Origin of the sequence: Bhargavaea cecembensis DSE10 (assembly GCF_000348905.1) — a bacterium.
Taxonomy (GTDB): Bacteria; Bacillota; Bacilli; order Bacillales_A; family Planococcaceae; genus Bhargavaea; species Bhargavaea cecembensis.
In genome coordinates this window covers 225,439-242,476 of sequence record NZ_AOFT01000003.1, presented here as the reverse complement: position 1 = coordinate 242,476, position 17,038 = coordinate 225,439, and the positions used below count along the sequence as shown (strand labels likewise).

Below are 17,038 nucleotides of genomic sequence, written 5' to 3'. Positions count from 1 at the left end.
AGCGGGAAGTCGACCCTGATGCAGTGCCTGTATTTTGACCAGGACGTCACGTCCGGCACGCTGACGATCGATGACCCGGAACTGGCCGGGGAGAATTTGTTCGACGTGTCTTCCCAGCGCAAGCGATACATCCGCAACCACAAATACGGCATGGTCTACCAGAACCCGGTCAAAGGCCTCCGGATGGACTTTTCCTCCATCAGCAACATCGCAGAAAAGCAGATTGCCGCGGGCGGCAGGCATGTCGGAAACATGCAGTCCGCCGGGGAGCGGCTTCTCGATGTCGTGAGCATCCCGCTGTTCCGGATGAAGGAAGAGCCGCGCAATTTCTCCGGCGGCATGCAGCAGCGTGTCCAGATCGCCAAGGCCCTTTCGAACGACCCGCCGATCCTGTTCCTCGACGAGGTGACGACAGGACTTGACCTATCGGTGCAGGCGGCCGTCATCGACCTGATCAAGCAGATCCAGCGCGACCTCGGCATCTCGATGATTGTCGTGTCACACGACCTGGCCGTCATCCGGATGCTTGCCGACCGGACACTCGTCATGCTGAACGGCCGGGTGATCGAATCCGGTTTAACTGACCAGATCCTTGAAGACCCCAATCACGCATATACCCAGCAGCTGGTTTACTCGCTGCTGTAGGGAGGACGAAGAGTATGCACATTCTGCATAACGGAAAGATCATTCTGGAAGACCGGATTCTTGAGGGAATGGCGGTGCTCGTCGATGGAGACCGGATCGCGGACATCGTCCCGGAGGAGGAAATCAAATATTGGCCGGACGCGGAGCGGCTCGATGCAAACGGCGGCTACATCACGCCAGGGTTCGTGGACATCCATTCCGACTATATCGAGACGATCGCCTCTCCGCGCCCGACAAGCATGATGGACTTTAACATGGCCCTGCGGGAAGCCGAGAAGATCCTGATCAACCACGGGATCACGACGATGTTCCATTCGCTGTCCTTCTACAAGGAAGACCTGTTCAGCCATAAGCCGATCCGTCAGCCGGAAAACGTCCAGCGGCTTGTCGATGCAATCAGTTCTCTGCGTGACGGGCTTCATCTGATCCGTCACCGGCTCCATGCCCGGTTCGAGGTCGACAATATCGATGAAGTGGATACGCTGATCCAAAACATCCGGGACGGGAAGGTGCACCTCCTGTCGTTCATGGACCATACGCCGGGGCAGGGCCAGTACCGTGACCTCGAGGTGTACCGGAACACTATGAAGGGATACCGGGATATCTCGGACGATGAGGTGGGTGTCCTGATCGCGGAGCGCATCAGCCGTGAGCAGATGACCATCGAGCGGATCCAGGAAGTGGCCGAAATCGCGATCGCCCAGAGCATCGCGGTCGCCTCCCACGACGATGACCACGAGAAGAAGCTGGAGCTGGTCCGTTCGTACGGCACGACGATCAGCGAGTTCCCGATCACCCTGGATGTCGCCAAAAAAGCGAATGAACTGGGGATGGCCACGATCGTCGGCGCACCGAACGTGCTGATGGGCGGCTCGCATTCGGGCAACCTGTCCGCCGCGGAAGCCATCCAGGAAGGCTGTGCGGATATCCTTTGCAGCGACTACTATCCAGCGGCGCTCCTGCACTCGATCTTCAAGCTGCACGATGAGTGCGGTGTGCCGCTCCACGAAGGATTCGCCAAGGTGACGATCCGTCCGGCACAGGCCGTCAACATGGAACAGGAAATCGGTTCGGTCTGCCCGGGGAAAAAAGCGGATCTGCTCGTTATCGAGCGGATGGACGACGGCTACCCGATGCTGAGCGCGACGATGGTCAACGGCGTGGTCGTCACCCGGACGAATTACCGGAAAAGCTGAGAGGAGGGGGACAACTTGGTCATGCTTGAAGTGAAAGATTTCGGCAAGCGGTTCACGAGCCATCATCTGAATACCACGAGGAAAGCAGTGGAAGGCATCAGCTTCAGCCTGAAACAGGGCGGATTTATCGGCATCGTCGGCAAGAGCGGCAGCGGCAAGTCGACCATCCTGAAAAGCATCTACCGGACTTATCTGCCCGATGAAGGGGAGATCTGGTTCGACTCGGAGCGGTTCGGCAAAATCGATCTTTTGAAAGCGGAAGAGCGCCAGGTCATCTGGCTGAGAAAGCACGAGATCGGCTACGTGTCGCAGTTCCTGAACGTCATGCCGCGCACGACGGCGAGGGAACTCGTCGAGCAGGCGCTTCTCGGCATGGGTGAAACGCCAGAAGCGGCCAAAATCGAGGCCGAGCGGTCGCTCCGCCATTTCGACCTGGACGAGCGCCTTTGGGACACGTTCCCGAACACGTTCTCGGGCGGGGAGAAGCTCCGCCTGAACATCGCGATTGCGACGGTGAAGAAGCCGCGCCTCCTGCTGCTGGATGAGCCGACCGCAAGCCTGGATTACCAGTCCAAGCTGAAGGTCCGGGAAGTGATCGAGAAGCTGAAGGCGGACGGCACGACGCTCGTCGGCATCTTCCACGACCTGGAGTTCATGGAAGGGCTGTGCGACTGCGTGTACGACATGAACGAAAAAGCCCTTCGCGGGATGCCGGAGGTGCAGCGATGAAGGCGGATCTTCATGTGCACAGCCGGTACTCGGACGGGGCGGACACGGTACGGGAGGTGTTGGAGCGTGCGGCGGACGCAGGCATCACCCACATCAGCTTTGTCGACCATGACACGACAGATGGCGTGGAAGAAGCGCTCGCCCTCGGTGAAGAGTACGGGGTGACGGTCATCCCGGGCATCGAGATCTCAGCCTATGACTTTAAACGCAACCGCAAAGTCCATGTGTTGGGCTACGATTACAGACCGGATGCGCAGCATCTCCGGGCCCTCTGCCGGCCGCTCCTGGAACGGCGCCACCGGCACACGCTCGAACAGGCGAGGAAAATCCGGGAAACCGGCCTCTCGCTGGATGAGGAGCAGGTGCTCGCCATGGTTCCGGAAGGCGGCATCGTCTACAAGCAGCACCTCATGGACCTTCTGACGGTCCAGCCGTTTGAATCGGCAGACTACCGGCAGCTGTACCGCGCCCTGTTCAAGGACGGAGGGCCGGCCTCGGGGGATATCCGGTACATTGACGTGTTCGACGCCGTACGCGCCATCAAAGCAGACGGCGGCTTCGCGGTCATCGCACATCCCGGACAGCTCGATTCCTACGAACTGATTCCGGAGCTTGCCGCGGCCGGGCTGGACGGCATTGAACGCCACCATCCGGATCATACAGCTGAAGACCATGACCGGGTCGACCGGCTTGCCTTGGACTATGACCTGTTCACGACAGGCGGTTCCGATTACCACGGGCGGTATGGAGAGCCTGTCGCCATCGGTGAATTCACCAGTCCTGACAATGCGCTGTTAATGTCTTGTAAATATTCTTAAAACCGTCTAAAGAAGCGGGACAACCCATAGCCCCGCGCCCCGGTTCCGTGCTTCAATGAAGCTGAACCACGCGGGATCTGCAGAATGAAAAAGCCAAAACATCTGGAAAAGGGGATCGAATGATGAAAAAACGACGATTCGGACTGCTGCTTGCGGCCGCAGCCACTGCCGCACTGTTGGGAGCTTGTTCAGAAGGAGATGCGGAAAGCACTGGCAAGGGAGACGACGTGGTCGACATCGTCTGGTATCCGAACGAATCCGGGAATGACCTGAAGAGTGCGCGAGACGCGATCGGGGACGCGGTTGGCGAAGCCACCGGCAAAGAAGTCAAGCACCACCTGACGACGGACTACGCCATCGCCATCGAAACGATCGTCAACAACAATGCCGAGCTTGCCTTCATGGGCGCGCAGGGCTATATCGAGGCCAAGGAAGGCAACGACGCCATCGAACCGCTGGCCGTTCCGACGGGCCCGTCCGGCACGCTGGATGACGCCAAGTACCATTCGTGGATCGCGGTCGAGAAGGAAAATGCGGATGAGTACAAGGACGGCGACGGATATACGATCGATCCGATCGAAGGCAAGTCGTTCTCCTTCGTCTCGAACAGCTCGACTTCAGGCTTTGTCGTACCTTCTTCCTCGATTCTGAATCACTTCTCCGACAAGGGGCTGAGCGAGGAAGACCTGATGGAGGGCGGCCCGTTCTTTGAGCAGGTCCAGTTCGGCGGCTCCCACCAGGGCTCGGCAGTGAACCTGCTTAAGGGAACCGTTGAAGCAGCCGCATTCTGCGATACTTGCGTGGATAACTATGTGGAAGTGGCCGAGGGCGAGGAAAACACGGCGGGCTCGGTATACCGGGTGAAGGATGACGCAGCCGAGCCGTTCCACACCGTACCTGGTGAAGAGTTTGTGCTCGTCAGCGTGACGCCTGTACTGAACGCCCCGTTTGTCGCCAACACGGAAGTGCTGAGCGAAGAGGACTTCACCAAGATCCGCGACGCTTTCACCTCTGATGAAATGGCCGAAAACGAGGGAGTCTTCGTACCGGAGGACTCAGAACAATCCGGCCTCTTCAAAAAGACGGAAGGCGAGCGTTTCGTTGAAGTCGAAGACAGCTGGTTCGACCCGATCCGTGAGCTTTCCAACTGAGTTGATTGTCCCGGCCCGCCGGAACGGCTTTTTGCCGGCCGGCGGGCCATTGCGCCAAGGCCATCTTATTAAGCAAAGGAGTTTTTTCAGTGCCATTACTCGAAGTGAACGGTCTGTCGAAGTCCTACCAGCCGGGCAATCCGATCCTGAAGGATGTCTCGTTTTCCGTTGAAGAAGGGGAGTTTGTCGCGGTGATCGGCCCTTCGGGGGCGGGGAAATCCACGATGCTGCGCTGCCTGAACCGGATGGTCGACATCGGGGAAGGCCAGGTGTTCTTTGACGGCAAGGATGTCGGCGCGCAGAACAAGAGAGGACTCCGGGATGTGCGCAAAAACATCGGAATGGTGTTCCAGCACTACAACCTCGTTCCGAGGCTGACTGTCATCGAAAACGTTCTGCACGGGCGCTTCGGATACAAGTCGACCCTCCAGGGGGTCCTGGGGCGGTTCACGGAAGCGGAAAAGCGCAAGGCGTTCGAACTGCTTGAAAAACTCGGAATCGCCGAACATGCGTACAAGCGGTGCGACCAGCTGAGCGGCGGACAGCAGCAGCGCGTCGGCATCTGCCGGGCGCTGATCCAGGACCCGAAAATCATCCTCTGTGACGAGCCGATCGCTTCGCTCGACCCGAACTCGTCCAAGGTCATCATGGACCATCTGAAAACGATCTCCATCGAATTCGGCATCACGTGCATCGTCAACCTTCACCAAGTGGACGTGGCAAAGGACTATGCCAACCGGATCATCGGCCTGAAAAAGGGCGAAGTCGTCTTTGACGGTCCGAGCCTGCTGCTCACGCCTCAATTCACCGATGAAATCTACGGCATGAAGACCGCCGTGGAGACCCGCGAACTGATCACTGTCTGAGGAGCCTGACAACATGAATGAAACCGTGCTGAAAAAACGAAAATTCCAGATGACGATGCTGTTCCTTGGAGTCATCGTCCTCACCTATCTGTCCGCATGGGTCACCGACTACGGCTTTGTCAGCAGCCTTGAGGCGGTTCCCGGGGCGATGCTGTGGATGGCCTCCAACCTGCTCGTGAACGGGGAGGCGCTCGGCAAACTGCCGGACATCATGGAGAAACTGCTCGAGACCGTCTTTATGTCGATTGCCGCCACGACGATTGCCGCCGCACTGTCGCTGTTCCTTGCGATCATGGGCTCGAAGACGACAATGGTGAACCGGGCGTTCGGCGCCGTTTCCCGCTTTGTCGCCTCCCTGTCACGGAACATCCCTGTCGTGGCCTGGTCGCTGATCCTCCTCCTGTCCTTCGGCCAAAACTCGGTGACCGGATTCCTCGCGCTGTTCGTCGGCACAGTCGGCTTCCTGACCCGGGCCTTTATCGAGACGATCGACGAAGCGGCGCTCGGTTCGGTCGAGGCGCTCCGGGCGACAGGCGCGACATACTGGCAGATCGTCAGCAAAGCCGTCGTGCCGCAGGGGCTCCCGCAGATGGTCAGCTGGGTGCTGTTCATGATCGAGACGAACATCCGCAGCGCCACGCTCGTCGGCATCCTGACGGGCACTGGGATCGGCTACATGTTCGACATGTACTACAAGACAATGAACTACGAGGTGGTCGCACTGATCACGATTACAATCGTGCTGGCCGTCATCCTGATCGAACTCCTCTCGACAAGAATCCGGAAGGTGATCCTGTAAATGCAGCAGATAACCCAACAACCATCCGTCATCCGGCATACCCGGGCGGGCAAGATCAATATCCGGTCGGGCAACCGGGTCAGCATCGTTCTCCGTGCGACGCTCTGGACGCTTGGCGCACTGACGGTCCTCGCCTTCTTCTTCTTTGACTACACCGGCTTCCGGCCGCTCCAGGCGATTCCGGAAACCCTCTATAACCTGAAAGCCATGTTCCTGGAGCCGAAGCTCAGCCACTTCGGCTGGGGTGAGGCGGCCATGCAGGTCGCCATCACACTCGGACTCGGCGCACTCGCCACTGTGTTCGGCGCGGTCTTCGCCTTTTTCCTGGCGCTCGGTGCCGCGGAAAACCTGAGCGTCCCCTGGCTGTCCAAATCGATCCGCGTCGTCGTCGCGTTTGTCCGCGCGGTGCCGACCGTGCTTTGGGTCCTGATCTTCGCCATTGCGGCAGGGCTCGGCAGTGAGGCGGCCGTCCTCGGGATGCTGTTCCACTCGGTCGCCTATCTCGTGAAGGCCTTCTCGGAAGCATTCGAGGAAGTCGACCCGAAGATTCTGGAGGCGCTCCGTTCCACGGGTGCCGGCTGGTGGCAGACCGTCGTCCATGGCGTCCTGCCGTCCACATTCACCTATCTCCTGTCCTGGACCTTCCTCCGCTTCGAGATCAACTTCTCGGTGGCTGTCGCGATGGGCGCGGCCGCCGGGGCAGGCGGCATCGGATTCGAGCTCTTCATGGCTTCCGGCTTCTACTTCGACCTCCGCGAAGTCGGCATGATCACGTACATGATCCTGGCTGTCGCCATCGTGCTTGAAGTGTTCTCGACACGCCTCAAGAGCCGGGTATACTCGGCGGACTAAGCTCCATCCCCTCAGTGATGAGGGGATTTTTGATTCCGGGCAATTTCCGACAGCCTTCGATTCATTTCCCGGGAAATATGTCGAGGGATACCGAAAGACACTGCGGTATAATGAGTGCACCGATAACAGAAGAGGAGGACGAACGATGGAAACGATCCGATGGTCATGGCTTCAAAAGGGAGATTGGAACCTCGTCATCGCAGCGACGGACAAGGGGCTCTGCTGGATCGGCTCGGAAGGGCGCGGCTTTGATGAGCTGGAAGAATGGGCTGCCGCGCGTCGCCCCGGAGCGGAACTGGTCCGCGACGACGGGGCGCTTGACCCGTACAGAACACAGCTCGGGGAATACTTTGACGGCGGGCGGACCGAGTTTGACCTGCCCGTCGACCTCGGAGGCACCCCGTTCCAGCAGAAGGTCTGGCAGGCGCTCCGGGAAATTCCGTGCGGAGAGACCGTGACGTACTCCGATATCGCTGAGCGCATCGGCCGCCCGACCGCCGTCCGAGCAGTCGCCGCCGCCATCGGAGCCAACCCGGTACTCATGCTCGTACCGTGCCACCGTGTAATCGGCAAGAATGGCAAGCTGACCGGATTTCGCGGCGGCCTGTCAATGAAGGAGCGGCTGCTTGCGCTGGAAGCGGGGGAGTGACCGGGAAAAGCATCGAAAGACCAGGCACGAAAGACCAGGAACTCGCATCAATCCGCGCTTGTCCGGAATCTTTCTCCTGTGCTATTCTATGGGTCCGCTCCTTATCTGCCCTGAGGCAGAATAAGGGAAATAAAACGCTTCCATTTTCATCCTTTTCCCAATTATGGGGAAGGGTTTTTCTTTTGTCTTTGGTTGGAAAATATAATCTCATTTTTTCAATTAAATTCCTGAAATTTTTCTTGCTTATGCTGTTTTCCGACAGTATGATAAAAAAATGTGATGGCCGGGCGCCGTTGCAATACTGAACAAGGAGAGTGGCTGGAAATGGGCAAGTATACACGCGATGACATCTGGAAGTTTGTTGAGGAAGATAATGTGAATTTCATCCGCCTCCAATTCACCGACGTGCTCGGCACGATCAAGAACGTAGAGATCCCGGTCAGCCAGCTCGACAAGGCGCTCGACAACAAAATGATGTTCGACGGCTCTTCAATCGAAGGCTTTGTCCGGATCGAGGAGTCCGATATGTACCTGATCCCGGACCTCGACACGTGGATGGTATTCCCGTGGACAACCGGAAAGGGCAAAGTGGCTCGTCTGATCTGCGACATCTCGAAGGCGGACGGCACGCCGTTCGAGGGAGATCCCCGGAACAACCTGAAGCGTGTCCTGAAAGAGATGGAGGAGCTGGGCTTCACCCACTTTAACCTAGGGCCTGAGCCGGAGTTCTTCCTGTTCAAGCTCGACCATAACCTTCAGCCGACGCTTGAGCTGAACGACAACGGCGGCTACTTCGACCTCGCACCGACTGACCTCGGCGAAAACTGCCGTCGGGACATCGTGCTCGAGCTGGAAGAGATGGGCTTCGAGATCGAGGCGTCCCACCACGAAGTGGCACCGGGCCAGCATGAAATCGACTTTAAGTATGCGGACGCACTGGCCGCATGTGACAATATCCAGACGTTCAAGCTCGTCGTCAAGACGATCGCGCGCAAGCACGGCCTGCATGCGACATTCATGCCGAAGCCGCTGTTCGGCGTCGCAGGATCCGGCATGCACTGCAACATCTCCCTCTTTAAAGGCGACGAAAACGCGTTCTTCGACGAGGAAGGCCAGATGAAGCTGAGCGAGACCGCCTACAAGTTCATGGCAGGCGTCCTCGAGCATGTCCGCAACTTCACCGCAATCACGAACCCGACCGTCAACTCCTACAAGCGGCTCGTGCCGGGCTACGAGGCGCCGAGCTACGTCGCCTGGAGCGCGCAGAACCGCAGCCCGCTCGTCCGGATCCCGGCATCGCGCGGCCTGTCCACACGGATCGAAGTACGTTCCGTCGACCCGTCCGCGAACCCGTATCTGGCGCTTGCGGTCATCCTGAAGGCGGGCCTCGACGGCATCAAGCGGGACCTCGACGTCCCGGCGCCGGTCGACCGCAACCTGTATGAGATGACTCAGGAAGAATTGGACGAGGCCGGCATCGGCACACTGCCGACAGACCTCGACCATGCGCTCAACGCCCTCCAGTCCGACGAAGCGATCCGCTCGGCGCTCGGCAGCCATATCTACAACAACTACATGGCCGCCAAGCGCATGGAGTGGGAGCAGTACCGCATGACCGTCCACCCGTGGGAGCGCGAGCAGTACATGAAGATGTACTGATACGCTACAATAAACCGCAGGAGGGATTGCGATGAACGAAATTTCAACGAAAGACCTGGAAGCACGCCTCGAGGCAGGCGAGCAGCCGAACATGATCGACGTCCGTGAGCATGAAGAAGTCGCAGCCGGCATGATCCCCGGCGCGGTCCACATCCCGCTCATGGAACTGCCCGAGCGGCTCGGGGAACTGGACGCGGACAAGGAATACATCATCATCTGCCGCTCCGGCAACCGCAGCTCGATGGCATGCAACTTCCTTGGCGGCAACGGCTACAACGTAACGAATATGACCGGCGGCATGCTGGAATGGGAAGGCGAAGTCATCGCCTGACCGGACGGACCGGCGCACCCTTTGGGGTGTGCCGGTTTTCATATGGCCTGGCCGTCTTGGTGATCTTTCCCGCGCTGTTGATGATCTTTCGCCGCCCCTTATTGATCTTTCACCCCAAATCCTCCGACCCGCCCGAAAAGAACCCGCACCGCCCGTCTCCCGTCCAAGCATAGCCGGTCCACCCCGGGCGTATGATGGTCAAAAAGGCGGTGACCGTTACGCATGGGGAAGTTGAAGAAGCGGGTAGTGGTTCTTGCATTTATCCTGATCGCGTCGGCGGCGTTCCTGGCATATGAAACGCTCGCGTCAGACCGCGACTTTTTCCTGCCGGAGCCGATGGGCGGGGTGAAGGTCGTGATTGATCCGGGGCACGGCGGACCGGACGGGGGCGCGTCTTCGGGGGACATCATCGAGGGAGACATCAACCTGGCGATCGCGAAGGAACTGGAAAAGCAGCTGAAGAAAAAGGGTGCGACCGTCATCATGACGCGTACGAAGAGCGGCGATGCGCTCGCGGAGCGGGAGCCGGGGAAAGATTTCCCGTCGATCCGCGCACGGAAGATGGCGGACCTGAAGCTACGGGAACAGATTGCGATCGATGAGGAGCCGGATATGTTCCTGAGCATCCACGGTAATGCGGTGCCTGAGGAGAAATGGCGGGGTGCGCAGGTGTTTTATCATGCGGAAGGGCACCCTGGAAGCGAACTCCTTGCCAAGGCCGTGCAGGGTTCCATCGTCGACAACGTGAAGAACACAGAGCGGGAGGCGCTCGCCGTCCGCCAGGTGTACCTGCTGAAGAAAGTGCCGACGCCGGCCGTGCTGATCGAGACCGGTTTCCTCAGCAACCCGGAAGAGCGCGGCCTGCTGACCGACAAGGGCTACCAGAAGAAAATGGCCACCGCCATCGCGGACGGCGTCTCGGATTATCTGTCGCAGGACGTCCAGTGAGCCGTCTGCTCGATTCGGCATTTCCCTATGGTATAATGTAGGCAGAAATGACCGGATTGGGAGTGTCTGAAATTGATTAATGAACAACAAATCCGGGAACTGGTCGGCGCGCTTGAGGACCCGTTCCTTCACCGTACACTGGACGAGACCGGCGGCATCGTCGAAGTCTCGATCAAAGAAGAAAAAGAACACGTGAGCGTCAAGCTCGCGATTGCCAAGATCAACAACGCCGAGCAGATGCAGCTGCAGATGAAAGTCGTCGACACGCTGAAGAAGGCCGGCGTCAAGACGGTCGGCATCCGCTTCGAGGAACTGCCGGCTGAGAAGCTTGAGCAGTTCCGCGGCACGGCGGACGTTTCCGAGGCACAGGACATCCTGTCCCCGCTGAACAAAGTCCAGATCATCTCCGTCGCATCGGGCAAGGGCGGCGTCGGCAAATCGACGGTTTCCGTCAACCTCGCCGTCGCGCTTGCGCGTATGGGCAAAAAGGTCGGCTTGGTTGATGCCGATATCTACGGCTTCAGCGTACCGAACATGATGGGCATCGAGCAGAACCCGGTTGTCCGCGGCAACTCGATCATCCCGGTCGAGCGCTTCGGCGTGAAGGTCATCTCGATGGACTTCTTCGTCGACCAGAACGCGCCCGTCGTCTGGCGCGGCCCGATGCTCGGAAAGGTGCTTGACCAGTTCTTCCGTGACGTGGAGTGGGGCGACCTTGACTTCCTCCTCCTCGACCTGCCTCCGGGCACGGGCGACGTGGCGCTCGACGTTCACCAGATGCTGCCGACATCGAAGGAACTGATCGTTACTACGCCTCACCCGACAGCCGCATTTGTCGCGGCACGGGCGGGCGCGATGGCACTGAAGACCGAACACGAGATCCTCGGCGTTGTCGAGAACATGTCGTGGTACGAGTCCAAGTCGGGCGAAAAGGAATACGTCTTCGGCAAAGGCGGCGGCCCGAAACTGGCCGAAGAGCTCCGCACCGAACTGCTCGGCCAGATTCCGCTCGGCCAGCCGGACTGGGATGAAAATGACTTCGCTCCGTCCGTCTACGGCGAGGATCACCCGACAGGCAAGCTCTACGGCGAGATCGCCACGAAAATCGTGGAGAAGCTCGGCAAGGGCGGCGAGCCTGCGCAAAACGAAGGCCCGGTCAGCCCATTCGACCCTAGAAATAACTGATTTGATTCAGCAGCCGCTGCGCCCCCCCGGGGTGCAGCGGCTTTCTCATTCAGGGGACGCGCCGCCTTCGTCACTTTCAGGGGACGAATCGTCACTTTCGCGAGCCTATTCGTCACTTTCAGGACGTGATTCATCACTTTCGCATCTAAATTCCTTCCTGAAAGAGGAGCGGAGATGCCCGCCGTCGAATGGAACGTCATACTGGGAAAGGGTGAACCATATGGAAATCCGGCCAATGGGCATACGGGAAGCGGAGGAAATTACGGGCTGGGCGTATCCGCCGCCGTATGATTTCTATAACTTGAATGGTGAAGGGGCAGAGGAGCTCATGGGGTATGAGGCCGTCTTCAAAGACGGGCGCCTGGTCGGCTTTTTCTGCACCGGAGCGGAGGCCCGGGTGCCGGCGGGATACGGGGCAGGCGCCTATCCGGAAGGGGACGGTATCATCGATATCGGCCTCGGGATGAAGCCGGAGCGGACGGGGCTAGGGCAAGGACCAGAGTTTTTCAAGCTCATCCTCGACCACCTGAGGGCAACCCGGTCACCATCGGCTTTCCGCCTGACCGTGGCGGACTTTAACGAACGCGCCATCCGGCTGTACCGGAATGCAGGCTTCAGGGAGACCGGCACATTCACGCGTGGTGATACGCGGTTCCTCGTTTTGATGAAGACAGAAATATAAATGGGGTTCCGGAGCAGCCGGAACCCCATTTTATCCATTCTCCAGTGCCTGCCGGATCTGCCGGAAATGGTGCTCGTCGTGCTCAATCATTCCTGCGAAATAATGCCCGAGCGTCATCCGGGACTCCCCGATCTGGAACTCCCGGCTCCAGTCGCCGGCCGGCAAGTCGCGGAGTGCGGCAATCAGCTGCCGGCGGACCGTGACGAAATCGTCAATCGTCTCATCCCGGCTCCGCCCGCGGCTTTCCCGTCCGGAGCGTGCATTCAGTTCATCCGCATCCGGACCCGCCGGTAACGGACCCGCACCGAAAAAATATGGAAGCCGTTGCTCCAGGATAAACCGGTCCCACGCCGCAAAATGGCCGGCGACTTCCGCGATTGTCCACTTGCCCGGACCGAGCGGACGCCGCCATTCTTCTTCGGATAGTGTGCCGAGCGACTGCATGAAACGGACAGATTCCTCGTTGTGCCAGACGATCTCAGATGCCTTCATGATGGATGCTTCCCCCTTTTCTTCTGATTATAAAGAAAACACGAAAAAAGGACGATTCCGATTTACTCCGGATCGTCCTTTTTTCGTGTCAGGAGCCTCCGCCCCCGCCGCCACTTTCTTCTTTTTTGCCGCTGCCTTCTTCGCTGCCCCCGCCGCCGCCGCTTTCACCGCCACCCCCGCCGCCTTCTTTCTTGCCGGCTTCCTCGATCAGTTTCTGCCATTTGGAGGCGAGAAGCGGGGAATTGATCGTTTCCTCGGCGACTTTCTTCATCTCCTCGCGCATGTCGGAGGATTTCATCACTTCACCGAGTGTCTTCTGCATTTCCGCCTGTCCGAACAGGGACTCCAGGTCTTTCTGGAAGTCCGGATCCTTCATGAGCTGCTTCATGACTTCCTGTTGCTGCTCCTGCATCGACTTGGCGATCGTTTCCTTGAACTTCGGGTCCTCAAACTGCTTTTTCCAGAATTCCTTGCCCTTGTCCGACAGCATTGTTTCCTCGATCGAGGTCTTGACCTCCTCCTGCTCAAGGGCGACCATGTCCTTGAACTCCGGATCGGAAAGAAGGTCCCGGATTGCTTTTTTGCCGTCCTCGGTCTGGAGGGCATCGGTCACCATTTTTTTCGTCTCTTCGTAGTTGGGAGTGGCCTGCCCGCCTCCACATCCCGAAAGAAGGAGAAGAGCGAGTCCGGCCGGGAGGAACCGCTTCACGCACATCAAATCCTTTCCCGCCATCGTTTCAATTATTGTTCACAAATTGGCACAAGCTATGCATGCGCAAAATAGATTTTTCGGCCCATCGTTGATACACTGAAGAATGGAAATGAAAAACGGAGGCTTAATTTGACGTGACAATACGCAACTGGTTTAAATTTTTCCTCAACGCACTCCTAATCGGGGGCGGCATCACCGGCCTCGTCGGTCTGATCGTGCGCTGGAACGATATGTATTCCGGATTTATCCAGGCAGGGGAGTACGGCGAATTCATCGCAGCTTTCCTCTGGATGGTCTTTCTCGGTTTCACGATGAGCGTCGTGGCACAGATGGGCTTTTTCGCCTATCTGACGGTACACCAGTTTGGTGTGAACATCTTCCGGTCGCTGACCCTCTGGAACTGGGTCCAGATGCTCATCATCGCGGTCGTCCTGTTCGACCTCGTGTTCTTCCGCTTTAACATCGTGGAAGCGGATGGCGGCAGGACCGCCCTTTACCTGACGCTGCTCTTCTTCCTCATCGCCGTGCCGGCATTGACCGCATGGCTGAAAGTGAAGATGACCGGCAAAAAGCACGTCCTCATTTCGTCGCTCTTCTTCATGATCGTCATCACGACACTGGAATGGCTTCCGGCACTGATGGTCCGCAGCGGCAATATCGACCAGTGGGTCACCATCCTGTTGTTCCCGCTTCTGGCCGTGAATATGTACCAGCTGCTCGTGCTGCCGAAATACAATGCCAAATCGGAAGAAGACATTAAAAAGCGCCAGGAGCGACGCGAAGCCCGCAAACGGGCAGAAGGTGCATCCGGCAACCCGAAACAAAAGAAAAAACGGACCGCCCAGTGATGGGGGACCGCTTCGACACCCGGCAGATGCCGGGTGTTTTCTTGTTTACGGGAACTTCCTTTCCTTTGTCTCCACGCCGAACAGTACGTCTTCAATCGCCAGGAATTCATTGGCGGACAGAAGTTCGGAGACTTTTTTCAGATCCGCCCGTTCTTCCTGGTGATGCTGGACGGACAAAATCAGCCCTTCCCGTTTTTTCGGCAGTTTTCCGCCGTCCCACCGCATCGTCGACCCGAGCGCGTTCACCTCGGCCTCGAAAAGCTGTTTCTGGAGGGTTTTCGGGAACTCCTCATCAGTTGTCCGGAAATACAGCGGCTTGCGGCCGAAGTGGTCCTCGTACACGCCGATCTGCTCATCCAGGAGCTTCGGCTCGTCTTCGTAACGTTCACCTTCTGCTCCAAGCAGGCCGACCGGGATGTTCCGGTCAATCATCAGCTCGACCAGCTCCGGAGAACGCTCCAGCCAGGCCGGATCGGCGAAGATGAGCGGATACGGCGCCTGCAGTTCCTCAAGCCATGCCTTCACCTCCGAATCGCCGAACGACAGGTCGACCGTCAGCGCCGCACCTTGGCTCCCCTGCACGATCACATCCGGCTCCTGGGTGATGTTAAAGACGGGAATGAGCGGCCCGCCGCCCGAAGACCGGACGAGCACAAATGCGGTAAACAGGAAAAACAACCCAAACAGCAGCAACTTCTTCAATCGGGGGCGCCCCTTTCCGTGAAACTCGCTCTTATCAGCTTATGCGGGGCAGGGGACGGGCATGAGGGGGGGAAACGCGTATAAAACCGGGAAGTTTGGACAAACTGAAACAGGTTCCGCAAATCAAAAAAATAGGGTTGAAACGTACTGGCGTCCTGTGTATAATGATATCTGTCGGTACGATATTTCAATATTCCGCAGTAGCTCAGTGGTAGAGCAATCGGCTGTTAACCGATCGGTCGTAGGTTCGAGTCCTACCTGCGGAGCCATTTTTATTTTCACCAGTTATTATGCTTCCATAGCTCAGTAGGCAGAGTGCTTCCATGGTAAGGAAGAGGTCGCCGGTTCGAGCCCGGCTGGAAGCTTACGCGAAAACGCTTGTCCCATAAGGGATTGAGCGTTTTTTTCTATTCATTGCAATTGAGAAAAAGACGATAGGGCGTCGATCCGCTGTTTACGATTGTTTCTATATTAAAGGATTCCTAATTTGGACAGTCGAATGATGACACGAAGGGGAAATGTTCTATTAAAAAACAGATTCTCAGAAATGCAAATTCGATAATGAGATGTGGTAATTTTGGCTAAGCCTCACCAAGCGAGGAGTGGCAAATACTGACCACGGGTCATCCTTAAGAGGAGGGGGAATCCCATCCTTTTTAATATAGGGAGTGGGGAATTTGAGAATGCGAAGAGGAGACGTTGTATTCGTCCAAGGCAAGGGCATTATCTCTCAAATCATTCGTTATTTTGATGAAGGCAAGTTTAGTCATTGCGCAATAGTAGCGTCACACGACGAGGTTATTGAGGCAGACTATAATACAAGGGTCGCTCTGAGGAGATTTCGGGAAGATAAGTACAATATTATCGAAGTGATCGATTTAGGTCTTACATGGGATCAGAGATCATCGGTATACGAATCAGCTATGGGTCACATCGGCAAGAGATATGACTACGTGCAATTGCTGTGGTATATGATTAGGAAGGTATTTAGATTCGAAGGTCACAACAGACTGAATAATCCCAAGCACATGATCTGCTCAGAACTTGTATTTATAGTACTCGATGAGATTGGAGTACTTGACGACCTTGAGATTAGAGAGCGCTTTTTCCGCGGAATAGATCTTACTCCAAATGAATTGTACGACTTGGTTTGCTATGTTGCAAAATGCAAGCCCTCAAAAAATCCTGACGAGATAAAGATTTGAGGGGGGAGAGGGGACATCAAGGAAGAAAGTTTAGTCAAAGCTTAATAGTACAAAAAAGACATTCCTGAAAAGAAGAATGTCTTTTCTTTATTACTTACATTTAACGTTTGGTTTCTTTTTCCATAACATCCTTTACAACATCTTCAATGGTTACATTCTCAAGAACCTTCTCCATCGCATGTTGAGCAGTGAAAAAGAGTGGCTCAATTGTTTTTTGAATATTCTTTCCGACTGTACAATCAGGATTCGGGTTTTCGTGAATACTAAACAGTTCGTTGTCTTTGACAACGTTAACGGCTTTATAGACATCAAGCAATGTAATATCCGGTAAATCTCTTGCGAGTTCTGCTCCTGCAATACCAGGCTGTACGTTTATTAATCCTGCTTTTTTTAGCATCCCCATAATTTTTCTGATCATGGCTGGGTTCGTGTTAACACTTCTTGCTATATATTCAGATGAACTTACTCCATCTTTATTTATTTCGATTAAAGTTAATATATGAATTCCAACGGAAAATCTGCTGCTGATCGACATCTTCAATCACCTTCCTAACTTTTTACGAGCAATA

At 56.7% G+C, this 17,038-nt stretch carries 20 protein-coding genes and 2 tRNA genes; 18 read left to right on the top strand and 4 right to left on the bottom strand.

Features of this window, described 5'->3' with window-relative positions; all coding sequences use genetic code 11:
• The 14 genes from C772_RS04805 to C772_RS16635 form a co-directional block, all read left to right on the top strand.
• The coding region (locus C772_RS04805) for an ATP-binding cassette domain-containing protein (protein ID WP_035001501.1) at positions 1–645 on the top strand (645 nt) is incomplete at its 5' end.
• A 14-nt stretch (positions 646–659) separates the two neighbouring features.
• Positions 660–1,841, top strand: a complete 1,182-nt coding sequence (phnM, locus tag C772_RS04800; protein ID WP_008297852.1) for a phosphonate metabolism protein PhnM — start codon at positions 660–662, stop codon at positions 1,839–1,841.
• Between the two features lie 15 nt (positions 1,842–1,856).
• Positions 1,857–2,570, top strand: a complete 714-nt coding sequence (locus C772_RS04795) for a phosphonate C-P lyase system protein PhnL (RefSeq protein ID WP_008297851.1) — start codon at positions 1,857–1,859, stop codon at positions 2,568–2,570.
• Positions 2,567–3,388 (top strand): PHP domain-containing protein, encoded by an 822-nt coding sequence (locus C772_RS04790; RefSeq protein ID WP_008297849.1) that lies wholly within the window; start codon positions 2,567–2,569, stop codon positions 3,386–3,388. Before C772_RS04795 ends, C772_RS04790 begins: the two co-directional genes overlap by 4 nt.
• A 122-nt stretch (positions 3,389–3,510) precedes the next feature.
• Positions 3,511–4,539 carry a PhnD/SsuA/transferrin family substrate-binding protein gene (locus C772_RS04785; protein WP_008297847.1) on the top strand — a complete coding sequence of 343 codons (1,029 nt, stop codon included), beginning with the start codon at positions 3,511–3,513 and terminating at the stop codon, positions 4,537–4,539.
• A gap of 89 nt (positions 4,540–4,628) precedes the next feature.
• Positions 4,629–5,405 carry a phosphonate ABC transporter ATP-binding protein gene (gene phnC / locus C772_RS04780; RefSeq protein ID WP_008297846.1) on the top strand — a complete coding sequence of 259 codons (777 nt, stop codon included), beginning with the start codon at positions 4,629–4,631 and terminating at the stop codon, positions 5,403–5,405.
• Positions 5,406–5,418: 13 nt separating this feature from the next.
• Positions 5,419–6,204, top strand: a complete 786-nt coding sequence (locus tag C772_RS04775; RefSeq protein ID WP_008297845.1) for a PhnE/PtxC family ABC transporter permease — start codon at positions 5,419–5,421, stop codon at positions 6,202–6,204.
• Positions 6,205–7,056, top strand: coding sequence for an ABC transporter permease subunit (locus C772_RS04770; RefSeq protein WP_008297844.1), 852 nt, complete (start codon positions 6,205–6,207; stop codon positions 7,054–7,056).
• Positions 7,057–7,201: 145 nt separating this feature from the next.
• The gene (locus C772_RS04765) at positions 7,202–7,705 is read left to right on the top strand and encodes a methylated-DNA--[protein]-cysteine S-methyltransferase (protein WP_008297843.1); all 504 of its coding nucleotides are present in this window, start codon (positions 7,202–7,204) and stop codon (positions 7,703–7,705) included.
• A gap of 324 nt (positions 7,706–8,029) precedes the next feature.
• On the top strand, positions 8,030–9,364 hold the full coding sequence (gene glnA, locus C772_RS04755; RefSeq protein WP_008297842.1) for a type I glutamate--ammonia ligase: 1,335 nt from the start codon (positions 8,030–8,032) through the stop codon (positions 9,362–9,364).
• Positions 9,365–9,395: 31 nt separating this feature from the next.
• Positions 9,396–9,695 (top strand): rhodanese-like domain-containing protein, encoded by a 300-nt coding sequence (locus C772_RS04750; RefSeq protein WP_008297841.1) that lies wholly within the window; start codon positions 9,396–9,398, stop codon positions 9,693–9,695.
• Between the two features lie 222 nt (positions 9,696–9,917).
• The gene (locus C772_RS04745; protein WP_008297839.1) at positions 9,918–10,643 is read left to right on the top strand and encodes an N-acetylmuramoyl-L-alanine amidase; all 726 of its coding nucleotides are present in this window, start codon (positions 9,918–9,920) and stop codon (positions 10,641–10,643) included.
• 72 nt (positions 10,644–10,715) lie between these two features.
• Positions 10,716–11,828, top strand: a complete 1,113-nt coding sequence (locus C772_RS04740; RefSeq protein WP_008297838.1) for a P-loop NTPase — start codon at positions 10,716–10,718, stop codon at positions 11,826–11,828.
• Positions 11,829–12,048: 220 nt separating this feature from the next.
• On the top strand, positions 12,049–12,510 hold the full coding sequence (locus C772_RS16635) for a GNAT family N-acetyltransferase (protein ID WP_035001397.1): 462 nt from the start codon (positions 12,049–12,051) through the stop codon (positions 12,508–12,510).
• A 30-nt stretch (positions 12,511–12,540) separates the two neighbouring features.
• On the opposite strand, the gene C772_RS04730 is transcribed toward C772_RS16635, so the two are convergent.
• Positions 12,541–13,002 (bottom strand): DinB family protein, encoded by a 462-nt coding sequence (locus C772_RS04730; RefSeq protein WP_008297835.1) that lies wholly within the window; start codon positions 13,000–13,002, stop codon positions 12,541–12,543.
• A gap of 88 nt (positions 13,003–13,090) precedes the next feature.
• A complete protein-coding gene (gene gerD, locus C772_RS16510) occupies positions 13,091–13,717 on the bottom strand; it encodes a spore germination lipoprotein GerD (RefSeq protein ID WP_008297833.1) in 627 nt (208 codons plus the stop codon).
• A gap of 131 nt (positions 13,718–13,848) precedes the next feature.
• Between gerD and C772_RS04720 the strand changes: the two genes are divergently transcribed.
• Positions 13,849–14,562 (top strand): KinB-signaling pathway activation protein, encoded by a 714-nt coding sequence (locus C772_RS04720; RefSeq protein WP_008297832.1) that lies wholly within the window; start codon positions 13,849–13,851, stop codon positions 14,560–14,562.
• A 45-nt stretch (positions 14,563–14,607) separates the two neighbouring features.
• Here C772_RS04720 and C772_RS04715 read toward each other — a convergent pair whose 3' ends face one another.
• The gene (locus C772_RS04715; protein ID WP_008297831.1) at positions 14,608–15,264 is read right to left on the bottom strand and encodes a polysaccharide deacetylase family protein; all 657 of its coding nucleotides are present in this window, start codon (positions 15,262–15,264) and stop codon (positions 14,608–14,610) included.
• Between the two features lie 194 nt (positions 15,265–15,458).
• On the opposite strand from C772_RS04715, the gene C772_RS04710 reads away from it, so the two are divergent.
• The 3 genes from C772_RS04710 to C772_RS04700 all read left to right on the top strand — a co-directional run bounded on the left by C772_RS04710 (position 15,459) and on the right by C772_RS04700 (position 16,469).
• Positions 15,459–15,533, top strand: a tRNA-Asn gene (locus C772_RS04710).
• Between the two features lie 23 nt (positions 15,534–15,556).
• A tRNA-Thr gene (locus C772_RS04705) sits at positions 15,557–15,629 on the top strand.
• 318 nt (positions 15,630–15,947) lie between these two features.
• Entirely contained in the window at positions 15,948–16,469 is a 522-nt protein-coding gene (locus tag C772_RS04700) for a YiiX/YebB-like N1pC/P60 family cysteine hydrolase (protein ID WP_035001497.1), read from the top strand.
• 100 nt (positions 16,470–16,569) lie between these two features.
• On the opposite strand, the gene C772_RS04695 is transcribed toward C772_RS04700, so the two are convergent.
• A complete protein-coding gene (locus C772_RS04695; RefSeq protein ID WP_008297829.1) occupies positions 16,570–17,004 on the bottom strand; it encodes an Rrf2 family transcriptional regulator in 435 nt (144 codons plus the stop codon).
• Between the last annotated feature and the right edge of the window lie 34 nt (positions 17,005–17,038).